The organism is Mycobacterium montefiorense, from assembly GCF_025823255.1.
In the GTDB taxonomy this organism is placed as follows: Bacteria; Actinomycetota; Actinomycetes; order Mycobacteriales; family Mycobacteriaceae; genus Mycobacterium; species Mycobacterium montefiorense.
Map to the genome: position 1 here is coordinate 180,122 of NZ_JACKVL010000002.1, position 19,226 is coordinate 199,347.

At 62.4% G+C, this 19,226-nt stretch carries 11 protein-coding genes and 2 pseudogenes; 10 read left to right on the forward strand and 3 right to left on the reverse strand.

The window, feature by feature from the left end:
• Nucleotide 1: 1 nt before the first annotated feature.
• The gene (locus H7K34_RS00700) at nt 2-1,477 is read right to left on the reverse strand and encodes an amidase (protein ID WP_108925348.1); all 1,476 of its coding nucleotides are present in this window, start codon (nt 1,475-1,477) and stop codon (nt 2-4) included.
• Nucleotides 1,478-1,538: 61 nt separating this feature from the next.
• Here H7K34_RS00700 and recO point away from each other — a divergent pair, with 61 nt between their 5' ends.
• The 6 genes and pseudogenes from recO (at nt 1,539) to H7K34_RS00730 (ending at nt 14,311) form a co-directional block, all read left to right on the forward strand.
• Nucleotides 1,539-2,336, forward strand: coding sequence for a DNA repair protein RecO (gene recO / locus H7K34_RS00705; protein WP_264058746.1), 798 nt, complete (start codon nt 1,539-1,541; stop codon nt 2,334-2,336).
• On the forward strand, nt 2,320-3,222 hold the full coding sequence (locus tag H7K34_RS00710) for a decaprenyl diphosphate synthase (RefSeq protein ID WP_264058748.1): 903 nt from the start codon (nt 2,320-2,322) through the stop codon (nt 3,220-3,222). The genes recO and H7K34_RS00710 overlap by 17 nt, the downstream gene beginning before the upstream one ends.
• A complete protein-coding gene (locus H7K34_RS00715) occupies nt 3,222-3,650 on the forward strand; it encodes a hypothetical protein (RefSeq protein ID WP_264058749.1) in 429 nt (142 codons plus the stop codon). The genes H7K34_RS00710 and H7K34_RS00715 overlap by 1 nt, the downstream gene beginning before the upstream one ends.
• Nucleotides 3,651-4,032: 382 nt before the next feature.
• Nucleotides 4,033-9,840, forward strand: a pseudogene (locus H7K34_RS00720) (amino acid adenylation domain-containing protein).
• 377 nt (nt 9,841-10,217) lie between these two features.
• On the forward strand, nt 10,218-13,427 hold the full coding sequence (locus tag H7K34_RS00725; RefSeq protein ID WP_264058752.1) for an amino acid adenylation domain-containing protein: 3,210 nt from the start codon (nt 10,218-10,220) through the stop codon (nt 13,425-13,427).
• Nucleotides 13,424-14,311: a hypothetical protein gene (locus H7K34_RS00730; protein ID WP_264058754.1), complete on the forward strand. Its 888-nt coding sequence runs from the start codon at nt 13,424-13,426 to the stop codon at nt 14,309-14,311. The genes H7K34_RS00725 and H7K34_RS00730 overlap by 4 nt, the downstream gene beginning before the upstream one ends.
• Before the next feature lie 132 nt (nt 14,312-14,443).
• Here H7K34_RS00730 and H7K34_RS00735 read toward each other — a convergent pair whose 3' ends face one another.
• Complete coding sequence (locus H7K34_RS00735; RefSeq protein WP_108925702.1) at nt 14,444-14,836, reverse strand: Fur family transcriptional regulator; 393 nt, start codon at nt 14,834-14,836, stop codon at nt 14,444-14,446.
• Nucleotides 14,833-15,237, reverse strand: coding sequence for an ArsR/SmtB family transcription factor (locus H7K34_RS00740; RefSeq protein WP_276059141.1), 405 nt, complete (start codon nt 15,235-15,237; stop codon nt 14,833-14,835). The genes H7K34_RS00735 and H7K34_RS00740 overlap by 4 nt, the downstream gene beginning before the upstream one ends.
• Before the next feature lie 184 nt (nt 15,238-15,421).
• Here H7K34_RS00740 and H7K34_RS00745 point away from each other — a divergent pair, with 184 nt between their 5' ends.
• The 4 genes and pseudogenes from H7K34_RS00745 to H7K34_RS00760 all read left to right on the forward strand — a co-directional run.
• Nucleotides 15,422-16,813, forward strand: coding sequence for a glycine--tRNA ligase (locus H7K34_RS00745; RefSeq protein ID WP_264058760.1), 1,392 nt, complete (start codon nt 15,422-15,424; stop codon nt 16,811-16,813).
• A gap of 161 nt (nt 16,814-16,974) precedes the next feature.
• Entirely contained in the window at nt 16,975-18,147 is a 1,173-nt protein-coding gene (locus H7K34_RS00750) for a PPE family protein (protein ID WP_372510654.1), read from the forward strand.
• A gap of 640 nt (nt 18,148-18,787) precedes the next feature.
• A complete protein-coding gene (locus H7K34_RS00755) occupies nt 18,788-19,033 on the forward strand; it encodes a hypothetical protein (RefSeq protein WP_108925698.1) in 246 nt (81 codons plus the stop codon).
• A gap of 71 nt (nt 19,034-19,104) precedes the next feature.
• Nucleotides 19,105-19,226, forward strand: a pseudogene (locus H7K34_RS00760) (WXG100 family type VII secretion target); the annotation flags it as partial.

The following is a 19,226-nucleotide window of genomic DNA, read 5'->3' on the forward strand; positions in this document are numbered from 1 at the left end:
CTCAATCCTGTGGTTGGCCGTGCTCATGCTCCCACCACGCCTTCGGCTGCTTGGACACCCAGCCGCAGACGGCCTCCAGCTCGGCGGCCAGTGAGATCAGCATGCCCTCGCTGTTGGCCGGTCCCATCAGCTGCACACCGATCGGCAAGCCGTCCGCGGTGAACCCCGCCGGCACGTTGATCGACGGCCAGCCCAACAGATTCCACGGCCACGCCACCGGGCACGCCTTGATCATCGCGCGGTCGGTGCTCAAGCCGCCCAACCGGTCGAAGGACCGCGCCAGCGGCGGCGGCTGCGCAGTGGTCGGAGCCACCACCACGTCGACGATGTCGAAGATCGAGCCCACCCGGCGCTGCAGCGCACCCTCATGCAGGCGTGCGTTGCGCAGGATCGCCTGTCCCAGAACATGTCCCATTCGCAGGTTGGACAGGGTGCGGGGGTCCAGTGCGACACCGTCGCCCAGCCGCTCCTCCCATTCCCGCAGTCCCGCGGTCGAGCGGGCCAGAAAATCCCATCCCATCCGCACGCCGTAGTCCGGATTGCCGGAAACGACTGTGTGGCCCAGCAATTGGAGCTGCTTGCCCACTGCGCGGGTCGCGGCCAGAATCTCGGGATGCAGCTTGGCCCGAAAGAAGGTGTACGGGAACCGGGTTGACAGCGCGATGTTCAGCGGCCCGGGCGCGATGCTGACGTAGTCGGATGCCGTGATCGGGGGCGGCTTGTGCCGGTCGCCCGCGACGTTTCCGGACGCGGCGTCGAGCACCAGCGCCGCGTCGGCCACCGTGCGGGCCAGCACGCCATTGACGGTGATCCCGTTGAACGACTCCGGCAGCGGCCAGGTGGAGATGCGGCCGCGCTGAGGCTTGATGCCGACCAGGTGTGTCCAGGCCGCCGGAATCCGGACGCTGCCGGCGCCGTCGGAGCCGATCGCGGCGGTGACCAGACCGGCGGCCACCGCGGCCGCGCTGCCGCCCGACGACCCGCCTGGGGTGTGCCGCCGCGACCACGGGTTGCGGGTGTGGCCGAACCCGGGTCCACTGGTGAACGGCCACTGACCCAGTTCGCAGGCGTTGGTCTTGCCGACGATGACGGCCCCGGCGGCCTTGAGACGACAAACCACCTCGGCGTCCTGGGCGGCGGGCCGCACGTAGCCGTCGGCGCCGAAGGCGGTAGGCACGCCGGCAACATCGACGTCGTCCTTCACCGCGATTGGGACGCCCAGCAATGGCGCGGTGTCACCGGCGGCGCGGCGCCGGTCGGCCTCGGCCGCGTCGGCCAGCGCCGACTCGGTCAGCACCACCCGGAATGCGTTCAGCGTGGATTGGCTGGCGTCGATCGCGTGCAGCGAACGGCGTACCAATGTGTCGGACGTCACCGAGCGGCTGGCCAGCTGATAGAGCAGGTCAGTGAGCGTGGGCAGGCGCGTGCCACGGAATCCGTAAGCGGACCCAGAAACGGGACCAGAAGCGCCAATCACGGGGTACGAGACTATCGGCGCGGATACCCGCGATGTCGCGGCGGGGTGCAAAACTGTTGAGATGCGGCTGTATCGAGACCGAGCAGTAGTGCTGCGCCAGCACAAGCTCGGCGAAGCCGACCGGATCGTCACCCTGCTGACTCGCGACCACGGGCTGGTCCGCGCGGTGGCCAAAGGGGTGCGTCGTACCCGCAGCAAATTCGGCGCTCGGCTGGAGCCGTTCGCGCACATCGACGTGCAGCTGCATCCCGGCCGCAATCTCGACATCGTCACCCAGGTCGTCTCGATCGATGCGTTCGCCACCGACATCGTCAGCGACTACGGCCGGTACACCTGCGGGTGCGCGATGCTGGAAACCGCCGAACGCCTCGCCGGTGAGGAGCGGGCGCCCGCCCCGTCGCTGCACCAGCTCACCGTGGGCGCACTGCGGGCGGTGGCCGACGGCCACCGGCCCCGTGAGCTGCTCCTGGACGCCTACCTGCTGCGTGCCATGGGCATCGCCGGCTGGGCACCGGCGCTGACCGAGTGCGCCCGCTGCGCCACGCCCGGTCCGCATCGGGCATTTCACATCGCCGCCGGGGGCAGCGTCTGCGGCCACTGCCGGCCCGCTGGTTCGACCACGCCGCCGCTGGGCGTGCTGGAATTGATGTCCGCGTTGCACGATGGCGATTGGGAAGCCGCCGAGGCGACGCCGCAGTCCCACCGCAACCATGTCAGCGGATTGGTGGCCGCCCACCTGCAATGGCATCTGGAACGCCAGCTCAAGACGTTGCCGCTGGTGGAGCGTAATTATCTGGTGGACCGGACAATCGCCGACCGGCGCGCAGCGCTGATCGGGCAGGATGAGGCTTGTGGCTAAGAACCACGAGCGCAAGCTGAAGTCCACCGACTTCCCACAATTGCCCGCTGCGCCCGACAACTATCCGGCTTTTCCCGACAGGTCGACGTGGCCGGTGGCGTTTCCCGAACTACCGCCCTCGCCCGACGGCGGCCCAAGCCGGCCACCGCAGCACGTTTCGAAGGCGGTGGCGCCGCGGATTCCGGCGGATCGGATGCCCAACCACGTGGCGATCGTGATGGACGGCAATGGCCGCTGGGCTACCCAGCAGGGACTGACCCGCACCGACGGCCACCGGGCGGGCGAGGCGGTCGTCATCGATGTCGTCTGCGGGGCAATCGAAATCGGGATCAAGTGGCTCAGCCTGTACGCCTTCTCCACCGAAAACTGGAAGCGGTCCCCCGAGGAGGTCCGCTTCCTGATGGGCTTCAACCGCGACGTGGTGCGCATGCGGCGGGTCAACCTCAAGGCGATGGGCGTCAAGATCCGCTGGGTGGGTTCGCGGCCACGCCTGTGGCGCAGCGTGATCAATGAATTGGCGATCGCCGAGGAGATGACGAAGGGCAACGATGTCATCACCGTCAACTACTGCGTCAACTACGGAGGCCGCGCCGAAATCGCCGAAGCCACAAAGGAAATCGCTCGCTTGGCTGCCGCGGGGCGGCTCAACCCGGAGCGCATCACCGAGTCGACGGTGGCACATCACCTGCAGCGGCCCGACATCCCCGACGTGGATCTTTTTCTGCGGACCTCGGGGGAGCAGCGCTCCAGTAATTTCATGCTGTGGCAAGCGGCGTATGCCGAATACATCTTTCAGGACAAGCTGTGGCCCGACTACGACCGTCGCGACCTGTGGGCGGCCTGCGAGGAATATGCGGATCGCAACCGACGGTTTGGGAGTGCCTGATGTCATCACTGCAGGAGCGTCTGGGATCGATCCTTCGCGAAGTGCTGCCCGTCGACGACGAGCCCGATGGTGGGCTGACGGTGCACCACGACGCCACGTTCGCGTCGTTGCGGGTGGTGAACATCGCCGAGGGACTCGACCTGGTGTCGCTCACCCAGATCGTGGCGTGGGATCTGCCGCTGACCAAAAGGCTCAGCGATCAGGTCGCCAAGCAGGCGCACGACAGTAACTTCGGCAATGTGACGCTGGTCGAGAAGCTCGGCGACAAGGCCGCGCAGCGCAACTCCGGCAAGAGCGGATCCAAAACCGCGGACGTGATGCTGCGCTACAACTTTCCCGGTGCGGCGTTAACCGACGACGCCCTGCGCACCCTGATCCTGCTGGTGCTCGATACGGGCGCCCAGATGCGGCGCGCACTAACGGCCTGACGCTCTCGCGCAGTGTTGCCGGCTTGCCTGTGCGGCGGCTTCGGTTTTGGACAGCCTCGCTTGGCGGATACGGAAACTCGGGCCACCAGAAGGCGGTGGCGTTGAGAAAAGCGATAGCGCGCTTCCACGACGAATTCCTGGTGTGTGCATCGCGGGAGCATGTTGGTCGACAGTAGTTTGCTGTGCGCTGCGGCTGATTCGCCGACGGTCATCGATATTCACCCCTATCGTCTAGCTGTGGTTAAGTACGCAATCCCCGCCTTGCTGGGGCGGACCACTGTGCGTCTAAATCGCATAGAAGAGCGGCCCGAACGGACATGGCGCGCAAAGGCTCGCGGACGACTGACCTTGTATGCGTAATCGAGACGAGTTAGGGATTCGGATGGAACTTGACCACCGGGCTTTGCCGCTGACACGCGGACAGCAGGGGATATGGCTTTCGCAGGAAACGGGGCACGCCGGTACGGAGTGGCAATTGGGCCTGTTCGTGCGAATCGAGGGAACGATTCGACCAGACCTTCTTAGGCGGGCTATCCGCCAAGCAGTGGCTGAGGACGAACCCAGCAGGGCCGCTTTCTTTGAACTTGACGGTCAGGTTTTTCAACGTGCAATCGATTACCCCGATGTGGAGCTCGAATTTCATGACTTGAGCAGCTCCCCTGACCCGAAGCGCAAGGCTGAAGAGCTCGCATCGTCGATTCGACGCAGGCCGATGCCGTTTACCGGCCCGCTGTTCAAGTTTGCGTTGTTTCGGGCGCGACCCGATGAATTCTATCTGTTCGCGTGCTGGCACCACATCGTGAGCGATGGGATGGGCATGGCGCTGGTGAGCCGCCGAATCGCCACCATCTACTCTGCGCTTTTCTTTGAAAAGCCGGTCCCCGCACCATATTTTGGATCATTGCAGGATTTGGTCGATTACGAATCGGATTACAAGGCCTCCACCGACTGTCTCGATGATCACGCCTATTGGCGGGGCAACCTTCCCTCGAAGACCGAACCGCATTATTGGTCGCCTCGGGCCGCCAGTGAACAGGATCCGTACTCGCCCTCCGCAGCGGTTCAGTTAGACCCGTCGGTGGTACGCCGGATCAACGAGTTGTCCAAGTCTTTAGGAGTTCGTCGAATCTCGGTGATCACTGCGGTGTGCGCATTAATGGTGCGTGGGTTGAGCGGTAGAGGATCTGAGGTGGTGCTTGACTTCCCGGTCAGCAGGCGAACCCGTCCGGAGTCAAAGATGCTGCCGGGGATGTTCGCCGGGGTGGTGCCGTTGGTATTGGCTTCGCCGCCAAAGGCTTCGGTTGCCGATTTCAGTCGGCATGTTGATAGGCGACTTCGGGAACTGATGAAGCATCAGCGGTATCCGGTGCTCGATCTTGAGCGTGGTAATGGTCTACGCGAGCTTGGCCAGAACTCGAATCGCGCTGTTGTCAACTTCATTCCCTCGAGGCTGACGGTGAACCTAGGCGATGCTCCGGCGACGGCGACGTATACCAATCTGGCTCCTGTCGGCGACTTTGTGCTGTTATTTCTCGGCACCGGCGATCAGCTTTTTCTCCTGACCGCGGGCCCTAGGGCGACCTTCCCGAATGTTGATGTTTGGAATGTCGCCAGACGGTTGGAGCGGGTGTTGTTGGCGATGAGTGCCGATCCGGCCCGGCCGCTTTCGTCGGTTGATGTGCTTGATGAGGTTGAGCGTGTCCGGCTGGCTGAGTTCAGCAACGGAGCTGCATTGACCCTGCCGGTACCGGTGGCGGAGTCGATCCCGCAGTCATTCGGTGCTCAGGCTGCGGTTGCTCCGGAGGCGGTGGCGGTCAGCTTCGAGGGTCGGTCGATGACGTACCGGGAGGTGGATGAGACGTCGTGCCGGTTGGCGCACTTGTTGGTCGAGCGCGGCGCGGGCCCGGGTGAATGCGTTGGGTTGCTGTTGCTGCGCTCGGCGGAGGCGGTTGTGGCGGTTCTGGCTGTGCTGAAGTCTGGGGCGGCATATCTGCCCATCGACCCGGCTTTGCCTGATGCGCGGGTCGAGCTCTTGGTCACTGATGCCGCGCCGATCGCAGTGCTCACCACCCCGGGACTGGTTGACCGGCTGGATGGCCACGATCAAGTTATCGATGTCGGCGATCCCCGCATTGACGCCCAGCCCAGTACCGCACTGCCATACCCGTATCCCGACGACATCGCCTATTTGATTTACACGTCGGGTACCACTGGCACCCCCAAAGGGGTTGCGGTTACTCATCGCAACGTCACCGAGTTGGTGAAGTCCCTGCAGCAGGAGGTCGGGTGCGCGGGGGTGTGGTCGCAGTTCCATTCGTTAGCGTTCGACTTTTCGGTGTGGGAGATTTTTGGTGCGTTGCTCGGTGGTGGGCGATTGGTGGTGGTGCCTGACGAGGTGGCGCGTGCGCCCGAGGAGTTCCAGGCACTGCTGATCGCCGAGCAGGTCACGGTGTTGAGCCAAACTCCATCGGCGTTTTATGCGTTGCAAACCGTGGATGCGGCGTCCGCCGAATCCGAGCGTTGTTTGAGTCTGCAGACAGTGGTGTTCGGTGGAGAAGCTCTGGAGCCGCAGCGACTCCGGAGATGGCTGCAGAACCATCCGGGGTCACCACGTCTGATCAATATGTATGGCATTACCGAGACGACGGTGCACGCGTCATTCCGAGAGATCGGGGCGAGCGATGTCGATGGTTCGGTGAGCCCGATCGGGATGCCGCTGACTCAGCTCAGCCTGTTTGTGTTGGATCCGTGGTTGTCTCGGGTGCCGGTGGGTGTGGTGGGGGAGTTATACGTGGCTGGTGCCGGGGTGGGTGTCGGGTATGTCGGGCGGGCGGGGTTGACGGGGTCGCGTTTTGTGGCGTGTCCGTTTGGCGCGTCGGGGGCGCGGATGTATCGGACTGGTGATCTGGTGCGTTGGGGCGAGGATGGGCAGCTTGACTATCTGGGTCGGGCGGATGAGCAGGTCACGGTCCGTGGGTATCGCATCGAGCTCGGCGAAATACAGGCGGTACTCCACGAATTGGAGGGTGTTGAGCAGGCGGTGGTGGTTGCCCGTGAGGACCGTCCGGGCGATAAGCGTCTGGTGGGTTACGTCACCGGTACCGCGGAGTCTGCTGCGATCCGCGACGCGCTGGCTGATCGGTTGCCGCGGTATATGGTTCCGGCTGCGGTGGTGGTGCTCGACGCATTGCCGTTGACGGTGAACGGCAAACTCGACGTACGGGCGCTGCCGGCGCCGGAGTACACCTGCGGTGAGTATCGGGCTCCGAGCACGATCGCCGAGGAGACACTGGCCGGCATCTACGCCCAAGTCCTCGGTGTGCCACGAGTCGGAGTCGATGACTCCTTCTTTGAATTGGGCGGGGACAGCATTCTGTCGATGCAGGTGGTGGCGCGGGCGCGTGCTGCCGGATTGCTCTGTCGGCCGCGCGATATCTTCGTGGAGCAGACGGTGGCTCGGCTGGCTTCGGCAACCAAGGTGGTGGGCGGTAAGGCTGCGATTGTCGATGAGGGTATCGGCGCGCTGTTGGCCACCCCAATCATCCTTTGGTTGAAGGGTTTGGATTCTCCAAGTGTCGGTCAGTTCAATCAGACGGTGGTGCTGCAGGCCCCGGCTGGCGTGACCGAGGCCGACGTGGTGGTGGTATTGCAGGCACTGCTGGATCACCACGCCATGTTGCGGCTGCGCGTCGAGTCCGATGACGCCGGGGATTGGATCTTAGAGGTGCCCGCGGTGGGGGCGACCGAAGCGTGCCGGTGCGTTCAGGTGGTGAACGGGTTGTCGGATGAGACGGTGGCTGCCGCGCGGTCGCGGTTGGATCCGGCCGCGGGGATGATGTTGAGTGCGTTGTGGGTGCCCCCTAATGGTCAGTTGGTGCTGATCGTTCACCATCTTGCCGTCGACGGGGTGTCATGGCGGATTCTGTTGGAGGACCTCAACATTGCCTGGATCCAGCACAGTAGCGGGCAACCGGTGATGTTGCCGGTGCAGGGCACGTCGTTTGTTCGGTGGTCGGCGTTGTTGGCCGAGCATGCGTGCGCTGCCGAAGTGACCGAGCGAGCGCTGGAGTGGCGTCAGGTCCAGGCGACACCGGCGATAATGCAGGCAGTGCAACCCGCGGTCGACACGCACCAAACTGCCGGGCACTTGTCAGTGTCGCTGGACATCGAAACCACGCGGATGCTGCTCGGTGAGGCGCCTACGGCGTTTCACGCTGGGGTGCAAGACATCTTATTGATCGCGTTCGGGTTGGCTTTTGCGGAATTCTCGGGGATTGGCGAGACGCCGATCGGTATCGCCGTCGAGAGCCATGGGCGCCAAGAGGAGCTGGCAGTCGATGTGGATCTGTCACGCACGGTGGGGTGGTTCACCGCGATTTATCCGGTGGCGTTGGCCGTTGGTGGCCTGGACTGGTCCGATGTGGTGGCCGGTGAGGCGGCGCTAGGAGCGGTAGTGAAGGACGCGAAAGAACAATTGCGCGCCCTCCCGGAGCCGTTGACCTACGGTCTGTTGCGCTATCTGAACGCCGATGCTGAGCTCGCCGGCCCGGACCTGAGGATCGGATTCAACTATCTGGGACGGCTGGGCGCGGCGGCGGCGGAGATCTCCGATGATGTCTGGCGGATCAGCCGAGAGGGCTTGTCGTTGACTGGTGCCGCCGCCGCGATACCGATTCCGCTGGCGCACACTGTGGAGCTCAATGCCGGCACAGTCGACACTGAGATTGGTCCGCGGCTGCACGCCGACTGGACGTGGGCACCGTCCGCGCTGAATCGAGAGCAGGTCGCCCGGCTGAGCCGGTTGTGGTTTGAGGCCCTCGCCGGGATTTGCGCACATGTGCGCAGTGGCGGGGGCGGATTGACCCCCTCGGATATCGCGCCGGCCCGACTGAGCCAGCAGGAGCTCGACGAGCTTGCGCAGCAATACCGGATCGCTGACGTGCTGCCGCTGACACCCCTGCAGCAGGGGCTGTTCTTCCACGCCTGCACCAAGTTATCTAGCGACGACACTGCGTATGCGGTGCAGCTGGATATCACCATGACCGGTCTGCTTGATCGGGAGCGGCTCCGTGAGGCAGTGCACACAGTAGCGGCCCGGCATCCGAATCTGGCGGCACGGTTCAGCGACCAGTTCGACGAGCCAGTGCAGATCATCCCGGCCGATCCGGTGGTGCCCTGGCGCTATGTCGAGTTGGACGCCGACGACGTGGAAGTCGATGGGCAGGTGCAACTGGTGTGCGCTGCTGAACGTGGCGCCGTCTGTGACCTGTCCGACGGACCGGCCTTTCGGGCGGCGCTGATCCGCACCGGATACAACCGGTACCGGTTTGTGGTCACGAATCACCACATCGTGCTCGATGGGTGGTCGACGCCGATTTTGCTGAAGGAAATATTCGCCCGCTACTACGGGCAGCGACTGGCTGCGGCGATGCCGTATCGCAGATTTGTTAGCTGGCTGGCGGATCAGGACCTCGATGGTGCGCACGCGGCGTGGAGCACGGTGCTGGCCGGTTTCGACACACCCACCTTGGTGGGTCCGCCGGGCCGGGGGAGGTTGGGGCGGCGAGGAGTTGCGTCGATTCGGCTAACCGAGCAGACCACCCGGGCGGTGAGCGAACTCGCGCGCTCCTGTCAAACCACCGTCAACCTCGTGCTGCACGGTGCCTTCGCGCAGCTGCTGCACTGGCTGACCGGCCAGCACGATGTTGTCTTCGGCACCCTCGTCTCAGGGCGGCCGGCCGAGCTGGCCGGCGCCGAATCGCTTATGGGCTTGTTGATCAACACCGTGCCGGTGCGGGCAACCATTACAGCTACCACTTCCACCGCGGAGCTGCTCGAACAACTGCAGGGCGCACACACTCATACCCTTGAGCACCAGCATCTGGCACTGTCCGAGATCCACTCCATCACTGGCCATGAGCGGTTGTTCGACACCCTTTTCGTCTACTAAAACTACCCGATCGACACCACCGCATTGGCCGGCGAGCACGACCTTACGATCACGGGGTTTACCGCGTGGGAATCCAACCACTACCCGCTTTCGGTGCAAGCTCAACCGGGAGACCAACTGGGCCTACGTATCGAATACAACGCCGACGTGTTCGACACCGCCAGCATCGATGCGCTGATGGAGCGATTCGAGCGGGTATTGGTGGAAATGACTGCTGATCCCATTGAGCTGCGTGACTAGACCGCCGCGGGTGCGGCACACCACGATTACACTTCGCGCCCATGCGGGGTGCGCTCGGTAGCGCGCCTGATCCCGTTACGCAGCGCATTCGCAAACGAAGCGTTTACGGCTTGTTAAATCGTTTGTGCACCAACGTATTACCGATCCATCCACTTGATCGGGCGCCCTATATGCGATTGGTAGGTCGACACTCGCGTCGATCTCGCAGCCGTTGCCGACAGCGACTGAAAGCGGGGCGCAATCGCCACGCAGGCAAGGCACCTCCTTCGGGATCAACGCGCAGTTCTTTGCTGGCCATCTCGGCATACCGCACTTTAATTAATTGATTAGTCACTATCGATGGCACGCCGCATTGAACACTGCCACGTCGAAATTTGATGGGCGATAAGGCATTAGCGCTTGGCGCTGCTGGGAAAACGCCGACTAAATCAACAGAAAAGCACCAGAAAATGTATCCCGCCTTCTACGATAACGGCATGTGCCAGGTTCACGGCGTTGGTGTTTTTGAGTTGTCGGTGTATCCGAGGGATGGTTCGTTGTTTGGGCTGTTTGAGGGGTGTGTGGGGAGGTTTGCGCAGCGGGTGGCGGTGCGGTTTCGGGATGAGGTGTTGACGTATGCGCAGTTGCATGCGCGTGCGGAGTCGATGGCGGTGCGATTGCTGGATTTGGGTGTGAGGCCGGGGGAACCGGTGGCGTTGATGACGGCGCGTTCGGTGGAGATGGTGGTGGGTATTTGGGCGATTCTGCGGGTGGGCGCTACGTATGTTCCGATTGACCCGGGGTATCCGCAGAAGCGGGTTCAATCGATTCTGCGTGATAGTGGGGCGCAGGTGTGTTTGACGGTTGCGATGATTCGTGTGGGCCAGGGTGTGGATGCAGACAGGTCTGTTCTTCCGCCGGTGGGGCCGCCGGTGGCGCCGGCTTACATTATGTACACCTCTGGTTCGACGGGTGTTCCGAAGGGGATTGCGGTTGCCCATCACAGTGTGACGCGCACGGTGATGGGGGCGAACTACTTTGACATTGAGCCCGACGATAATGTTCTTGCGCTGGTCAATTATGCGTTTGACGCGTCGGTGTTCGATATTTTCGGTGCGTTGCTCAACGGTGCCACGCTGGTGGTGCCCGAATACGACGACATTACCGATCCCGAGCGTTTGGCGGCGATCATCCACGAGGCCGGCATCAGCATATTGGCGATCCCGGTTGCGCTGCTTAGCGCTTATGTCGATCACGATCCGATGATGTTCGCGCCGTTGCGCAAGGTGTTCTTTGGTGGTGAACGTGCGTCGGTTTGGCATGTGAAGAAGGCCTTGGCTCAGCTGGGTGCAGGCAAACTCGTTCACGTTTACGGTCCGACCGAGGCCACCGTGATGAGCAGTACTCATCCGGTTGATGTTGTTGTCGATGATGTTGTTCCGATCGGGAAACCGTTGTCTAACACCAGCCTCTATGTTCTTGACGCTGATCGTCGACGTGTTCCCGTCGGTGTTGTTGGTGAGCTTTATATCGGGGGGGAGGGAGTGGGGCTGGGGTATTGGGGAGATCCCCGGCTTACTTGTCAGCGGTTTGTGCCCGACCCGTGGGTTGCTGGTGCTGTCATGTACAAGTCCGGGGATCTGGTGAAGTGGCAGGAAAGCGGAGACCTGGTCTACGTCGGGCGTGTTGATGAGCAGATCAAGCTCAGGGGATTTCGTATCGAGCCCGGTGAGATCGAAGCACGACTGCTGGAGCACTCACTTGTTGGGCAGTGCGCTGTGGTGGTGTCCGGTGATCGTCTGGTCGCGTATTACACGTCGCGTGAACCTGTGGATGACACGGCACTTAAGGCTCACCTGCGTGCCACGCTGCCGCATTACATGGTCCCCGATCACCTGGTCTTCATCGAGCAGCTACCACTGACTCGCAACGGAAAAATCGACCGCCACCAACTCACCACACACACCCCCACACCAACACCACCCCAACCTCCCACCCAACCTCCCACCCAAACCCAAACCCAAACCCCACCCGAGAACTCAGTGGAGCAGCTGCTGGTTGCCGCGTGGCGCAAGGCTTTTGAGCGTGATGTGGTCGGCGTAGAGGACAATTTCTACGCATTGGGCGGACACTCGCTGAAGGCATTGGAGATTGTCGGCCTGCTACAAAGGGATGGATACACTATCTCCGCCAACGATTTGTTCCGACATCCGACCATACGGGAGTCGGCGCATGCCGTCCGGCCAGTGGTGACCAGCCCCGGCGTGTCTACCCGGCCAGACCCCGATGAAGGCTTCGCTTTATCGCCCGTGCAGCATCGGTTCTTTCAACGAGATCTCTTTGATCGCAACATCTTCAATAGCCCGTACCTCATCGCGCTGAACGAACGCGTCGATCCCGATGTCATCGAGGAGGCCGTGCGCAAAGTCGTGCAAACGCATCGCATCCTCACCGCGCGGTTCCAGGAGCAGGCTCCTGGCGAATGGCGACAGTGTTACCAAGAGCCCCGGACAGAGCGATCCATTGCCCGCGTCGACCTCGGCAGCATCCCGCTATCGGAACACGAATCCACCATCTCGGCGCGTTGCGCCGCACTGCAGCACGAATTTGACTTGAGCACAGGTCATCTCTACCGGGTAGTTCTGTTCGAGGATTACCAACATCGGCGCCGGCAAGTGCTCTTCTTCCTGTTTCATCACTTGGTGTTCGACCGCACGTCATGGGAGGTCTTTCTCGACGAGTTTCGACGACACTGCGTGGGCGAACGGATATCTCCCAATCGCAGCATTTCCTATGACGACTGGTGCCTGCGTTTGGAGCGCTACGCAAACGACGGGTCATTCACCGACGCCGTCACTCACTGGCAGACGGTGGTGGCGCGCGGCGAGCCGTTCTTGCCGGACAAAAGGCCACGCTCGTATGCGCTACAGAAGGAAATGGTCCATCACACCACGCGCCCACTTTGCAGCGCTGACCATGTGTCGAGCCTGGACCGTGCCGTACAGACCTACCAGGCCAACGCCTTTCATTTGGTACTGGCCGCGTTTAGTCACGCCTGCCACGATCTGCAGCCGCGCACGTCGTTGCCGCTCTACTTGATAAGCGCCCAGCGTGAATCGTTTCTCGCGGATGCGGACATCACGCGATCGGTGGGGTTCTTCGCGGGCGCCTATCCGCTTCGCATCGACATATCGGCCGACGGAAGCATTCCGAAAACTGTCGAGAATGTAAAGGAAGCCGTCTTTAGCACCCCCAGCGGCGGCCTTGACTATTTGATGTTGAGATACATGCCCTCGCTTCAGCGACGGTACGACGGATTGGACCACCCGTACCCGATGCTATTTCACTACGCGAATGATCGCGATGCCACTCCGCACGGTTTCTCCACGCCGTTAACGCTACCGATTGGCTTGACGCACTCACTGAAAAACCCTTCGGCGTACCTCATGAATGTAACCGCAGTCCTAGATTCAACGGGCCTGGATCTGACCATTTATTACAGCCGAGTCCACTTCCGCGCCGCTACCATCCGGCAGCTTGCCCGGTCCTTCGAACAACACCTCAAACATGTCATTCTGGCAGATGGTGATCCGGGAGTCGCACCGTGAAGATATTCGAATTTTGCCCATACTTCAACGAACGGAAGATAGCAGAGCTCAAGATCAAAGAGGCTAGCTACTGGATAGACGAACTGCATTTCTGCGAAGCGGGTAAGACGTTCAGTTACAATGACAAGCCCTTGAATTTTGACACTGCACTCGTGAGTTCCCGGGTCAAATACCATCGGCTCAACGCCGAAGAATGCTTCGATCCTGTTCAGCCGGATGTTTCGTACTATAACCTAGATACATGCGGTACCGAGTTTTTCGACGAGTGGTATTGGCACTTACTCTCGCATAACTATGGATATTTCAACGAGGCCGTGCAGCGCAATCATTGCACGCTGCTCAATGATGTCGTCAACGACGACGATATTGTGATTCTTTCTGATGTTGACGAATTCCTTGACAGTCGCTTGGCTGACCGTATCATCAATACCGTAAAATGGCACCAAGTAATCACAGTGCGGCTCCATTTCTCGGTGTTCTACTTGGATCTATTCTGCGACAAGAGCCATGGTCCAGACGACTTCAGCTACCGCACATATGTGATGACCGGTAGGTATTTTCGGAAGATGCCCTTCACCTCCGACTATCTGCGTAAGAAGGGAGTATCCGGGGGCCTCGCTCGCACTGTGCACTGCCCCGAGGGCTTCATGGGTTTCCACCATTCGTGGCTGCAGCATCAAAGCCATGCCTTCGAAAAGCAGAAGGCATTCCAATCGAATATCCAAGACAAAGGGCTCATTCGAAGCGACTTCGCCGAGCAATGCATCCGCGACATGCGGCTGCCGCACCTCGACGCGAACCTCTACATCGCCAACGACAAGCCGTTCTTGCGTTCCGTCCTGGAATCGGACACGCAGGGCTTCTGGTTAGGGCACGCCCCATAGCAGCCGGCGGTAAAATGCAGCCGCCAGGGCAAAAAGGACGAATACCGCTTCCCGACCGAAGGGGTGCCCAGATGCGGCTCCGACCGACTGAGCCCGCTGCCGCCGAGGGTGCGGGCAGCCGCACACTCGCGATCAGCGCCCGCAGTCCGAGCAGGTGCCGAAGATCTCGATGGTGTGGCTCACCTCGGAATAGCCGTGCTTGGTGGCCACTTGCTCGGCCCACTCCTCGACTTCGTGGTCGCCGACCTCGATGGTGGACCCGCAGCGGCGACACACCAGGTGGTGGTGATGGTGCTCCGAGCAGCGCCGGTAGACCGACTCGCCGGTGTCGGTGCGCAGCGTGTCGACCATTCCCGCCGTTGCCATCGATTGCAGCGTTCGGTAGACCGTGGTCAGCCCGATGTTCTCGCCGCGGCGGCGCAGCTCGTCGTGCAGCTCCTGGGCGGAGCGGAATTCGTCGAGGGTCTCCAACAGCGTGGAAATCGCCGCCCGTTGCCGGGTGGAGCGGACGCTGGGTCCTGTCATGGTGTTTCCTCGCTGGCGTGGGCAACGGCGTCGACGACGATGTGCGCCAGGTGGTGGTCGGCCAGCCGATACAGCACCTCGCGGCCCGATCGCTCCCCGGCGACCACCCCTGCGGCTTTGAGAATCTTCAGATGCTGGCTGACCAGCGGTTGGGGCACGCCCAGCGCGTCGACCAGCTCGTGCACGCAGCGCTGTGATTCGCGCAGTTGCAGCACGATGGCGATGCGCACAGGTGCGGCGAGCGCGCGCAGCAGCTCACCGGCGGCATCGAGAATTTCGCGCGACGGCGGCACCGGATAGTCGACAAATGGGGAGTGCTCGCCGGGTGGCGCGCCGGCGTGCCGGTGGGCGCCCAGATTCGACGCGGGGCCAGGGTCGGCGGTCGGCGTTGAGGAGGGCATCACTATGCGAGAGTCATCACCTTGGGAAGTGCGGGTACTCGGCTGCGCATACTGCAGGGAACGACATCCACTTTGACATGCATGATGACGCATGTCAAAGACCCCGGCTCGGTCTATACCATTGCTGATGTTTCGCGGGGCGACGATTCACCGCCCCGCGCCTCGCAATAATCGGAGAAAGGGAGTGGACCACCCCGTGGCGTCCGTCATCGACACCGTCGTTAACCTGGCCAAACGGCGGGGATTCGTCTTTCCCGCGGGTGAGATCTACGGCGGCACCAAGTCGGCGTGGGACTACGGGCCGCTGGGCGTGGAACTCAAAGAGAACATCAAGCGGCAGTGGTGGCGCGCGGTGGTCACCGGCCGCGACGACGTCGTGGGACTCGATTCGTCGATCATCCTGCCGCGGCAGGTCTGGGTGGCTTCGGGCCATGTGGAGGTGTTCCACGACCCGCTGGTGGAGTCGCTGATCACCCACAAGCGCTACCGCGCCGACCACCTGATCGAGGCCTACGAAGCCAAGCACGGGCATCCGCCGCCGAACGGACTCGCCGATATCCGCGACCCGGAGACCGGGGAGCCTGGTCGGTGGACCGAGCCGCGCGAATTCAACATGATGCTCAAGACCTACCTCGGGCCGATCGAGACCGAGGAGGGGCTGCACTACCTGCGGCCCGAGACCGCGCAGGGCATCTTCGTCAACTTCGCCAACGTGGTCACGACCGCGCGGCGCAAGCCGCCATTCGGCATAGGCCAGATCGGCAAGAGTTTTCGCAACGAGATCACCCCGGGCAACTTCATCTTCCGGACCCGCGAGTTCGAGCAGATGGAGATGGAGTTCTTCGTCGAGCCGTCCACCGCCAAGGAATGGCACCAGTACTGGATCGACACCCGGCAGCAGTGGTACATCGACCTCGGCATCAACCCGGAGAACCTGCGCCTGTACGAACACGCGGCAGACAAGCTGTCGCACTATTCCGACCGCACCGTCGACATCGAATACAAGTTTGGTTTCCAAGGCAATCCGTGGGGTGAGCTGGAAGGTGTCGCAAACCGCACTGACTTCGACTTGTCAACGCACGCAAAGCATTCCGGTGTCGACCTGTCCTTCTTCGATCAGGTCAGCGACACCCGGTACACGCCTTACGTGATCGAGCCCGCGGCCGGCCTGACTCGGTCGTTCATGGCGTTTTTGATCGATGCGTACGCCGAAGACGAGGCCCCGAACGCCAAGGGCGGTCTGGACAAGCGCACGGTGCTTCGCCTCGACCCGCGGCTGGCGCCGGTCAAGGCGGCCGTGCTGCCGTTGTCCCGGCACGCCGACCTGAGCCCCAAGGCCAAAGACCTGGCCGCCGAACTGCGGAAGTCCTGGAACATCGATTTCGACGACGCCGGCGCGATCGGACGCCGTTATCGGCGCCAGGACGAGGTCGGGACGCCGTTCTGTGTGACGGTCGATTTCGACTCGCTGGAAGACAATGCCGCAACCGTGCGTGACCGTGACGCGATGACGCAGGAACGGGTGTCGATGGATGCCGTCGCCGACTACCTGGCGGTTCGGCTCAAGGGCGCCTAGGAGCCCGCAATCCAGCCATTTCGACAAATGGGCCAATTTTGGAGTAGTGCTGCCCACGCTCCGGCCTTAGTCTTATACGCAGTGTCCAGTCGCAGTGATGACTGTCGGGGTGCAGTTGTTAGGCCGTAGAAGCGGCGGGGCGTATCGAGGTGCGGATGGTTCTGGATTTTGCGTTTTTGCCGCCGGAGATCAATTCGGCTCTGATGTACGCCGGTGCCGGCTCTGGGCCGCTACTGGCGGCTGCCGCGGCGTGGGACGGGTTGGCCGCGGACATGTGGGCGTCGGCGTCGTCATTCGACTCCGTGGTCTCGGGCCTGGCGTCGAATGGGGAGTGGACGGGTCCGTCGGCTGAGTCGATGACACAGGCGGCGGCGCCGTATCTGCAGTGGTTGCACGGCGCGGCGGCGCACGCCTCCATGTCAGCCGTGCAGGCGCGGGTGGCGGCGACGTCGTACGAGTCGGCATTCGCGGCGACGGTGCCGCCCGCGGCGATAGCGGCCAATCGCATTCAGCTGATGATGTTGATCGCGACGAACATTCTGGGCCAGAACACCGCAGCAATTGCGGCCACCGAATTCGAATACATCCAGATGTGGATTCAGGATGTGGCGGCCATGTTCGGGTATCACGCCGGGGCGCAATCGGTGGTGTCGGCGTTGCCGTCGATCAGTTCGGCACCGTCGAGTTTGGCGGGATTGCTGACGACGCCGCTGAGCAGCTTGGCGTCGCAGTTTGCCGGGGCGTTGTCGTCGGTGGGCGGTCAAATTTTCGGCCCGGGCTTCTCGTCGGCGGTGACCGCGATTCAGTCCGCGCTGACCCAGGTCGGGTCGATAGTTTCGTCGGCACCGGTGTCGTCGTTGATGTCGGTGGCCCAGATCGGCGTGTACCCGGCGAGCGCGTTGATGTCGCCGATGATGGCGCTCTCGCAAGGCGCGGCACCCATCGCGTCGCTGGCCGGTGCCTCGAATGTGGCCGCCGCCAGCGCGTCGCAATACATCAGTTCGACCGCCCCGTCGATGAACGTGGTCGGCAACGGCGGGGGTTGGGGCTCTTCAATTACTGCTGGTCTGGGTAGGGCGCGGCTGGTGGGGGCGATATCGGTGCCCCCGGTGTGGCAGGGGTCTACGCCGGCACCGATTGTCAGCTCGGCAATGGCGGGGGCGGGAGGCGCCGGTGTCTCGGCCCCGCCGACCGGATCCACCAGTGGCATGCCGGTGGCGGCACGGACGGCGGTCGGTGACAACAAGCCGACCGGCATGGTGGGCCGCGCGGGGGCCAGCCCACCCCATGTGGTGCAGTCCCGGCCCAAGGTGGTGCCCCGTAAGGGCGCCTGAGAGGGCAGGGCGCAACTGCCGAAGCGCCCAAACCACTGAAATCGGGGGACGCGCACATTTTTCGACATGCCGCCAACGCATATTCATCGGTTATACGCTTAATCAAACTATTAGGTACGGTTTGCGGCGGCGAATGAATCGACGCGCGCAATACTCACCCGAACACCCGTACCGTGGGTAGCGACGTCGTTGGCCGCGGGTCCCGTTGTGTGGTCCGGCAACCTCGAACCGATTGCCATCGCGCTGGGGTAGTGCGGTGAACACCCTCCTGAACGCAATCGCTGATTTCCCGCAGAATTGCTGTCGAGCAACATTTTTCGCTCTTGGCGGGGCGGTCGGTCCTGTCAGGCGCACCGCCCCACGCGGTGGCGTTCGTCCATGCCAGGATCGACCGGCTCGCCGACGATCGCGTTCGCGCGTTCCCGCGCGGACGAATTTTGTGTTTAACGCCGACAAAAACCAGAAATTTCCGACAAATGTCCTTAGGTTTGTTTTAGTATGAAAAATACTCGGCGGCCATTAGTGCGCCGTTGGGGTCTGTGTGAACAGAGTTTCGGGTGTGGAAGGGGGCGTCATGCTTTTGCCTCTTGGTTCGCCTCTGCCGGACGATTCGGTGTCGGCAGTTCGGGGTGAGTCAGGCATGCTCGGTCGCTTAACGGTTCCGCTCAGCTGGGGCGTGGCCGTACCGCCGGACGACTATGACCATTGGGCACCGGAGCGTGAAGAGCTCTCCGATACCGATGACATGGCGATCGACGGGCCGGATTCAGAGGCGGCTGCCGACGGCATGAGTGAAAAGAAGGAATGGGGGAAGTGGGAAGACGACGTCGAACCTCGCTTCCTGCCGCGAGTCAGCGTGGTACCGCATTCTCCAGCAGCTGGTTAAGAGTGAAGGACGGTCGGGCAACCGGTCCGGCACGTCTGTGGGTTAATCCGCATAGCTAAGGAACAGCCAATATGGCAACACGTTTTATGACCGACCCGCACGCGATGCGTGCGATGGCCGGCCGCTTTGAGATGCACGCGCAGACGGTGTCGGATGAGGCTCGCAAGATGTGGTCGTCGTCGATGAACATCGC

Bases quoted from the DNA above. Each gene is read 5' to 3' on its own strand.
- recO (WP_264058746.1), top strand. From the start codon at position 1,539: ATGCGGCTGTATCGAGACCGAGCAGTAGTGCTGCGCCAGCACAAGCTC.
- H7K34_RS00710 (WP_264058748.1), top strand. From the start codon at position 2,320: ATGAGGCTTGTGGCTAAGAACCACGAGCGCAAGCTGAAGTCCACCGAC.
- H7K34_RS00715 (WP_264058749.1), top strand. From the start codon at position 3,222: ATGTCATCACTGCAGGAGCGTCTGGGATCGATCCTTCGCGAAGTGCTG.
- H7K34_RS00725 (WP_264058752.1), top strand. From the start codon at position 10,218: ATGGGCGATAAGGCATTAGCGCTTGGCGCTGCTGGGAAAACGCCGACT.
- H7K34_RS00735 (WP_108925702.1), bottom strand. From the start codon at position 14,836: ATGACAGGACCCAGCGTCCGCTCCACCCGGCAACGGGCGGCGATTTCC.
- H7K34_RS00740 (WP_276059141.1), bottom strand. From the start codon at position 15,237: ATGCCCTCCTCAACGCCGACCGCCGACCCTGGCCCCGCGTCGAATCTG.
- H7K34_RS00755 (WP_108925698.1), top strand. From the start codon at position 18,788: ATGCTCGGTCGCTTAACGGTTCCGCTCAGCTGGGGCGTGGCCGTACCG.